The sequence below is a fragment of the Nonomuraea insulae genome (genome assembly GCF_042656245.1).
In genome coordinates this window covers 43714-52282 of the sequence record NZ_JBHSPA010000037.1, presented here as the reverse complement: position 1 = coordinate 52282, position 8569 = coordinate 43714, and the positions used below count along the sequence as shown (strand labels likewise).

At 69.3% G+C, this 8569-nt stretch carries 4 protein-coding genes; 3 read left to right on the top strand and 1 reads right to left on the bottom strand.

The genetic code is table 11. The annotated features are described in order from the left end of the window. The first annotated feature begins 133 nt into the window (after nt 1-133). The 3 genes from ACFPZ3_RS31490 (at nt 134) to ACFPZ3_RS31480 (ending at nt 7008) form a co-directional block, all read left to right on the top strand. Nucleotides 134-1135 carry a multicopper oxidase domain-containing protein gene (locus ACFPZ3_RS31490; protein WP_379517917.1) on the top strand — a complete coding sequence of 334 codons (1002 nt, stop codon included), beginning with the start codon at nt 134-136 and terminating at the stop codon, nt 1133-1135. A gap of 228 nt (nt 1136-1363) precedes the next feature. Beyond that, a complete protein-coding gene (locus ACFPZ3_RS31485; protein ID WP_379517916.1) occupies nt 1364-5290 on the top strand; it encodes a ThuA domain-containing protein in 3927 nt (1308 codons plus the stop codon). A gap of 110 nt (nt 5291-5400) precedes the next feature. After that, nucleotides 5401-7008: an OmpL47-type beta-barrel domain-containing protein gene (locus tag ACFPZ3_RS31480; RefSeq protein WP_379517915.1), complete on the top strand. Its 1608-nt coding sequence runs from the start codon at nt 5401-5403 to the stop codon at nt 7006-7008. An 86-nt stretch (nt 7009-7094) separates the two neighbouring features. On the opposite strand, the gene ACFPZ3_RS31475 is transcribed toward ACFPZ3_RS31480, so the two are convergent. Beyond that, a complete protein-coding gene (locus ACFPZ3_RS31475; protein WP_379517914.1) occupies nt 7095-8498 on the bottom strand; it encodes an FAD-binding oxidoreductase in 1404 nt (467 codons plus the stop codon). Nucleotides 8499-8569 lie beyond the last annotated feature (71 nt).

The following is an 8569-nucleotide window of genomic DNA, read 5'->3' as shown; positions in this document are numbered from 1 at the left end:
CCCAGCCGCACCCAGACACTGACCGTCCAGGCCAGCACCAACGTCGCGCGCGAAAGCAGTATCCCGAGCGCCTGCAAGTCACCCTCACGCAAGCGTCACCGATTGGGGAACCATGACCGAGGTAGGCAGAGGCATGGCGAAAAGCCTGCTCTCCCGGCGTGCCTTCACCACGTCCGCGGCGGCTGCCGCGTTGGCACCATTGGTCACAGCGAATCAGACCGCGGCGTCGACCCAGGCCGGTACGGCCGGCACGACCATGGGCGCGGTCCGCCGCATCACCCTGTACGCCGAGCGGCTGGAGGACGGCCATCTGGGCTACGGCCTGGAGCCCGGCAAGGCCACGATTCCCGGGCCGCTCATCGAGATGGTCGAGGGCGACACGCTTGAGATCGAGATGGTCAACAACCTGGACGTGACGGCGAGCCTGCACGTCCACGGGGTGGACTACGACGTGGCCAGCGACGGTACGAGACTGAATGACAGCGTGGTCGAGCCCGGGGGCCGACGCACCTACATCTGGCGCACCCACGCGCAGGGCAGGCGCGGGGGCGGCGCCGGCATCGAGCCCGGCAGCGCGGGCTACTGGCACTACCACGACCACGTGGTGGGGACCGATCACGGCACGGGCGGCATCCGGCAGGGGCTGTACGGCCCGCTGGTGGTCCGGCGGAAGAAGGACGTCAGACCGGACAAGACGTTCACCGTCGTCTTCAACGACATGATGATCAACAATCGCCCCGCGCACGACGCGCCGGAGTTCGTCGCCAAGGTCGGCGAGCAGGTGGAGTGGATCGTGATCACCCACGGCGAGTTCTACCACACGTTCCACATCCACGGGCACCGCTGGGCCGACAACCGCACCGGCATGCTGGAGAGCCTCGAGGACCCGAGCCGGATCATCGACACCAAGATCACCGGGCCCGCCGAGTCGTTCGGCTTCCAGCTGATCGCGGGCGAGCGCGTCGGCCCGGGGGCGTGGATGTACCACTGCCACGTCCAGAGCCACTCCGACATGGGGATGGCCGGCATCTTCACGGTGACGGACGCGGACGGGAACGTGCTGGGTCAACCGGGCGGCGGTCACTCGGGCGGTCACTCGGGCGGTCACTCGGGCGGTGACCACGCGGACCACTGACGGCCGCGCACGGCCGGCCCGGCCCCGGGCCGCCCCCTCGAGACCGGATCCGGTCGTCCCATGCCGTACGAGTACGGCCCCACGCAGACGTCGACACCCCGGACCGCGGCCGACCCCCGAACTCGTCCGCATATGGTCCCGAACCACCCTCGATCCCAAGGAGCAATGATGGGTCGAACAGGCTATTTACCGCCCCGACCACCCGCCTGGCGACGCGTACTGATCACGATGTCGGGTGCCGTCCTGGTGCTCGGACTGGCGACCCCGACCGCCGTGCCGGCCCAGGCACAGGCCCCCGCCCCGGCCGCCAAGAAGCCCGCCGTCAACGTGCTGGTCTTCAGCGGTCAGGCCGCGCAGCAGGACGACCCGGTGCGGGCGGCCGCGACGGCGATCAGGGAACTGAGCAAGAAGAACGGGTTCTCCGTCGAGGAGGCTCAGGATCCGGCGGTCTTCACCGCCGACAACCTGGCGCGGTTCCGCGGCGTGGTGTTCCTGTCCGCCAACGGCCTGAGCCTGGACGCATCGCAGCTCGCCGCCTTCCAGGCGTACATCAGGGGCGGCGGCGGGTTCGTCGGCATCCGCGACGCCGCCCGCGCGCAGGTGGACTCGGCCTGGTTCACCGAACTGATCGGCACCCGTCCCGTCGGCGCCGTCCCCATCGCGGAGAAGGTGACGGAGACGGCGGCGAGCGCGGAGAACCCGCCGAACGAGACCAAGGACAAGGCTTTCGACGGGGACAACGACACCAAGTGGCTGGCCCGGACGCCGACCGGGTGGGTGCAGGGCAAGCTGGAGAAGCCCGTCGTGGTGGCGCACTACGCGCTGACGTCGGCCAACGACTCCGCCGGCCGGGACCCGAAGGACTGGACCCTCCAGGGCTCGCAGAACGGGACGACCTGGACGGATATCGACAAGCGCAGCGGGGAGACCTTCCCCCAGCGGTTCCAGAGTAAGGAATACAAGTTCGAGAACACCACGGCGTACCAGTACTACCGGCTCAACGTCACCGCGAACGGCGGTGAGCCCCTGATCCAGCTCGCCGAGCTGCGGCTGTTCGGGCCCGACTCCGCGCCTCCCCCCGTGGCGAAGGAGCAGAAGGCCGTCGTGGACATCCTCGACCGCCGGCATCCGGCGAACGAGGGACTTCCGCTCACCCTGTCGCGGACCGACAAGTGGCTGAGCTGGAACCCCAATCCGGTGGGCAAGGTCCACACGATCGCGCAGGTCGAGGAGTGGACCTACAACCCGAGCATGAATGGCAACGGCCCGTTCCATCCGGTCTCCTGGTGCCGTGACTACGACGGCGGCCGGTCCTTCTACACCGGCATGGGCGGCACCGCGGCGAGCTACACCAGCGACAAGCAGTTCCGCACGCACCTCGCCGGCGCCATCCGGTGGGCGACCGGCATCGTCCGGGGCGACTGCCAGGCGACCATCGCGGCCAACTACACCAGGGAACGGCTGACGGCGCCGAACACGCAGGGCCAGCTCGACCAGATCGGCGAGCCGCACGGCCTGACCATCGCGCCGAACGGCAAGGTGTTCTACATAGGCAAGGCGGCCTGCGCCACCGGCCCGATCCCCGACTGGAACGACCCGAAGGTGGGCCTCGGCTGCGGCACCATCCACCAGTGGGACCCGAGGACCAAGCAGGTCAAGCTGCTGACCACGCTGCCCGTCATGGGCAACCGCGGCAGCGGCGACGAGCTGGTCAAGAACGAGGAGGGCCTGGTCGGCATCACCCTCGACCCGGACTTCGCGGAGAACGGCTGGATCTACGCGTACTGGATGCCGCACGCGTCGATCGACCGGGACAGGCGCATCGGCAAGCGGACGGTCTCCCGGTTCGACTACGACTCGCGGACCCAGACGATCGACCAGAGCAGCCGCAAGGACCTCCTGCAGTGGGACACCCAGATCCACAGCTGCTGCCACGCGGGCGGAGGCATGACTTTCGACGAGGACGGCAACCTCTACATCGGCTCCGGTGACAGCAACTCCTCCGGCGGATCCGGCGGTTACTCGGGGAACAACTGGACCCAGGACTACAAGGGCACCTCGTTCCAGGACGCCCGCCGTACCTCCGGCAACACCAACGACCTCAACGGCAAGATCCTGCGCATCCACCCGGAGCCCGACGGCACCTACACGATCCCCGAGGGCAACCTGTTCACCGGCGAGGAAGAGGGCGGCGGCAAGAGCCGCGCGGAGATTTGGGTGATGGGCGTCCGCAACATCGCGCGGCTGGAGTGGGACAAGGAGAACGACTGGATCACGGCCGGCTGGGTCGGTCCGGACGCCGGCGGCCCGAGCGAGACGTGGGGACCGGCGAAGTACGAGACCGTGACGGTTCTCACCTCCGCCGGCAACCAGGGCTGGCCGTACTGCATGGGCAACAAGCAGCCCTACCGCGACCGCAGCAACAGCGACGCCACCCAGCCCGCCGAGTGGTACGACTGCGACAACCTGAAGAACACCTCGCCGCGCAACACCGGCCTCGTCGACATCCCGCCGGCGCGCGACAACATGATCTGGTACTCGCCGCAGGGCGGCGGCCCGGTCTACCCGGAGCGACAGGACGGCAGCGGTCTCCCGACGTACAAGCAGGGCGAGGAGACCTTCACCATGCCCTACCTCAAGGGCGGCGGCCAGGCGGTCATGTCGGGCCCGACCTACCACCGCTCCCAGACCGACACCGACAGCGGGGTCGCGTGGCCGGAGTACTGGGACAACAAGTGGTTCATCGGTGACGAGTCCAACGGCAACAACCGCATCGCCGTGACCGTGAACCCGGAGACCGCCCGGGACGCGGGCCGGCCGGCGTTCGCCGAGGACCTGCGGAACATTATCCCGGGCGGCGGCGGCGCCAACCAGCTCCAGTCGTGGATGGACGCGAAGTTCGGTCCCGACGGTGCGCTCTACCTGCTCGACTACGGCAGCGGCTTCTTCAGCCTGCACGCGAACCAGAAGCTGGTCCGCGTCACCTACAAGGGCGGCCCGGCGACGCCGAACCCGGATGCCGCCGTGGCGCGTCCCGCCCGGCAGAACGCCGAGCCCAGGACGATGACGTTCTCCAGCGCCAAGGCCGGCGGCGTGGCGTGGGAGTGGGACTTCGGCGACGGCAGCGCGCCGTCGAAGGAGGCCGCCCCGACGCACACCTACGCCGGCTTCGGCACCTACGAGGCGACACTGAAGGTCACCTACGCCGACGGCGAGCAGACCACCGGGAAGATCGCTGTCACGGTCGGCTGCGCCGCACCCGACGCCCGGCCGACGGTGCAGCTGCTCGACGCCTTCACCGGCGTGCGCAACAAGGCGGCCGGCGGCGGCTGCACGATCAACGACCTGATCGACGACGAGCGTGACTGGAAGAACCGCAACCAGTTCGTCCAGCACCTCGACACCGTCGTGAGGCAGCTCCTCAAGGACGGCGTCATCACCGCCCAGGAGGCGGAGGCGCTGCGCACCGCCGGTGCCAAGTCGGAGGTCGGGAGGGTGAACGGGTACCAGCCCATCTTCGACGGCACGGCGTCGTCGCTGCTGGGCTGGAGCCAGGCCCCGTCCGGGCAGTTCGCCCTCCAGCCGGACGGCACGATCCGCAGCTCCGGCGGTCTGGGCATGCTGTGGTACTCCGACAAGGCGTACGCGGATTTCTCGGTCCGGCTGCAGTTCCGTGACAGCTCGCCCGACCCGAATCGCGCCAACAGCGGCGTCTTCGTCCGGTTCCCGGACCCGAGGACCCCGCTGGAGCAGCGTCCCGCCGGAAGCTGCGGCACGGTCGGCGCGGCGCGCACGTCACCCGCGTGGGTCGCGATCTTCTGTGGCCACGAGATCCAGATCTACGACGGCGACACGGGCGAGCCGCAGAAGACGGGCTCCGTCTACAACTTCTCGCCCAACGGCCTGAGCCGGGCCGGGGTGACCCCGAAGGGCCAATGGAACGACTACGAGGTCCGGGCGGTCGGCCAGCACTACACGATCATCCGCAATGGCACAGTGATCAGCGAGTTCGACAACACGCCGGGCAAGGCGTCGTCCCGCGCCGGTGACCCGCCCACGGACCTGCGCCAGTTCATCAGCGGGTTCGTCGGGCTGCAGAACCACGGCAACAACGATGTGATCGACTTCCGCAACATCCGCGTGCGCGAACTCTAGGACGGTACACCGGCCGGGTGCCGGGCCGGGGAGCGTTCCCCGTGCCCGGCACTCCACCCCAGCTCGGAAAGGTGCATCGACACATGCATGCCGGATCTCTCCTCTCCCTCGTGATCAGAGCCTTACGGCGGGCGTCCGGAGCGGTGAAGGCGCCGCGCCTCGCCGTGGTGCTGCTCGCCGTGGCGCTTCCCGCGCTCTTCCTGTCGTCGGTCCAGGCCGCCGCGCAGCCCCGAACGCAGCTCACCGCCGCGCAGGCGGCGGACCAGGTGCTCACCTGGACCGCCGACGACAGCATGACCGCGTACAAGTCGGCGCCGGAATCGGCGACGGCGGGTCCCGCCACCATCGTCTTCGAAAACAGCGCGGCCACCGGCAACACCACCGGCATGACGCACACGCTGACGTTCGACACCTCCACCCCCGGCTACAACCACGACGTCAGCCTCAACATCATCGCCAGCCCCTTCGACGCCGACGGCGGCCGGCACATCGCGCAGGTGAACCTCACCCCCGGCAAGTACCGCTACCACTGCGTGATCCCCGGTCATGGCCAGATGACCGGCGAACTCGTCGTCACCGAAGGCGGGGGCGAGGACACGACCGCACCGCAGGTCTCCGCGCAGGTGGCGGGCGACCAGGACGCGGACGGCAACTACGTGGGCGCGGCGACGGTCACGGTCTCGGCAAGTGACACCGAGTCCGGGGTGGACACCGTGGAGTACGCGCTCGACGGCGGGGAGTTCGCGGCCTACTCGGCCCCGGTGTCGGTCAACCAGGTGGGGGCGCACACGGTGACCTTCCGGGCCACCGACAAGGCGGGGAACACCTCGCCGGTGGGCTCGGTGAAGTTCACGGTGGTGGCTCCGCAGGAGGAGGACACCACCCCGCCCGAGGTCACCGGGGAGGTGACCGGTGACCGGGACGCGGACGGCAACTACGTGGGCGCGGCGACGGTCACGGTCACGGCGAGCGACGCCGGCTCTGGGGTCGACACCGTGGAGTACTCGCTCGACGGCCAGCCGTTCGCGGCGTACACGCAGCCGCTGTCGGTCAACCAGCCCGGCGCGCACACGGTGACCTTCCGGGCCACCGACAAGGCGGGCAACACCTCGCCCGTGGACTCGGTGGAGTTCACGGTGGCGTCCTCACAGGAGAAGGACACCACCCCTCCGCAGGTCTCGGCGCAGCTGTCGGGCCAGCAGGACTCGGCGGGCAACTACGTCGGCTCGGCGACCGTGATGATCTCGGTGAGCGACACCGAGTCGGGGGTCGCCACGGTGGAGTACTTGCTCGACGGCGGGCCCTACACCGAGTACCCGTCCCCCGTGTCGGTCAACCAGGCGGGCGCGCACACCCTGTCGTACCGGGCCACCGACAAGGCCGGGAACACCTCGCCGGTGGCGACGCTGAGGTTCACCGTGGTGGCTCCGGAGGACGACACCACGCTGCCGCAGGTGTCGGCCGCGATCACCGGCACCCAGGACTGGGCCTGGAACTACGTCGGCTCGGCGACGGTGAAGCTGACGGCGAGCGACGTCGGCTCCGGGCTGGACACCGTGGAGTACTCGCTCGACGGCCAGCCGTTCGCGGCGTACACGCAGCCGCTGTCGGTGAACCAGCCCGGCGCGCACACCCTGTCGTACCGGGCCACCGACAAGGCCGGGAACATGTCTGTGGGCACGGCCAAGTTCATGATCGTGAAAGCCGGCGGCGAGTAGCGCCCGCCGCCGGGCAGGGGTGACGGCCGCCCCGAGAGGCGAGTCCGTCAGCCGGTGAGCGTGTCGGTGCCGAAAACTCGGCCACCCTATGCGACCTGGGGGCCGGGATCGTCGGCAGAGGCGGGCGGAACGTTCTGGTTAAGCCGGAAAAGGTTGTCGGGATCCCAGGTTCGCTTGATTTGGGCGAGCCGCTGGTAGTTGTCGCCGTAGGCCCGGCGAACCCCCTCAGAACCCTCGTCGGCGAGGTGGTTGACCTCCACCCCGATGGCCCATGACCGTGTCTCCGCCCACAAGCGGTCAGCCCACTCGATGTGCCTGCGCGGGTTCTCGTCGTCCGCCGACCAGGCCGCCCCGATCTCCATGCAGTAGGACGTCTCCCGGTGCCGGAAGGCGGTGGCGTCGGCCGCGACTCGCGCCACCGCGCCACCCATCGGCAACAGAAGCACACCGTTGTCCGGCGAGCTCAGCCCGCCGCCGTGCTCGATCATTGTCGCGATGAGCTCCTCGGTTATCGCACCGCCCAGGTGAGAGCGCATGTGATAGGGCGTGGGCCGGCCCTGCGGGTCGAAGATGTGCTGCAGTATCTCGAACGTCGTCGGTTCGACCAGGTCGGCGAACGGCCTGCCGAACCCGCGCACCGGCGCGAGCTCGCGCTCTCCATCAGCGAGGGGCCCGACGTAACACATCGCCAGCGCGAGCACCGGCTTCCCGTGCAGTTCCTGAGGAACGAACGGCGCCGGCGGACCGGCGAGGATCGCCGGCGCCACATTGACCTCGTCGGGGGCGCTCTGGCCGTACTCGGCGAGGAAGCGCAGCACGTCGGCGGCGTCCTCCAACCGGTGCAGGACCATCCCGCCGAGCAGCCGGTCGACCGGGTGCAGGCGCAGGGTGAACTCGAGGACGATCCCGAGATTGCCGCCGCCGCCCCGCAGGCCCCAGTAGAGATCTTGATTCTCGTCGGCGCTCGCGCGGACGATCTTCCCCGAAGCGGTCAGGACGTCGGCCGCGACGAGGTTGTCGCAGGCGAGCCCGAAGACCCGCGCGAACCACCCGTTGCCCCCTCCGAGCGTCAGCCCAGCGACGCCCACATCGGCGACGTGCCCGCCGACCGGCGCGAGGCCGTGCTGTGCGGTAGCCGCGGTGAGCTCACCCCACCGCACACCGGGGCCGACGTTGGCCGTCCGCCGCTCTACGTCGACGACGATCTGCTTCATCGGGCCCAGGTCCAGGACCAAGCCGCCCTCGGTCGTCGAGAAGCCGGGGAAGCTGTGCCCGCCGCCGCGCACGGCGAGCTCGAGGCCGGTGTCACGTGCGACCGTCAGTGCCGTGACGGCATCGTTTCGGGTTCGGCAGCATGCGATGGCAGCGGGTTTGCGGTCGATCAGTTGGTTCCAAACGCGGCGGGACGATTCGTAACCGGCGTCCTCAGGCCGGATCACCTCGCCGTCGAAGCCGTCAGCCAACGCGCGTAACGCGTCCTCAGGAGTCACGTTGCCTCCGATATTTCAACACACAGGATGACTGGGTCGTATCACCTCCAACCAGGAAGTTCTACGCCTTG

Excerpts from the sequence above, each read along its gene's own strand:
- ACFPZ3_RS31490 (WP_379517917.1), top strand. The coding sequence starts at position 134 with ATGGCGAAAAGCCTGCTCTCCCGGCGTGCCTTCACCACGTCCGCGGCG.
- ACFPZ3_RS31485 (WP_379517916.1), top strand. The coding sequence starts at position 1,364 with ATGTCGGGTGCCGTCCTGGTGCTCGGACTGGCGACCCCGACCGCCGTG.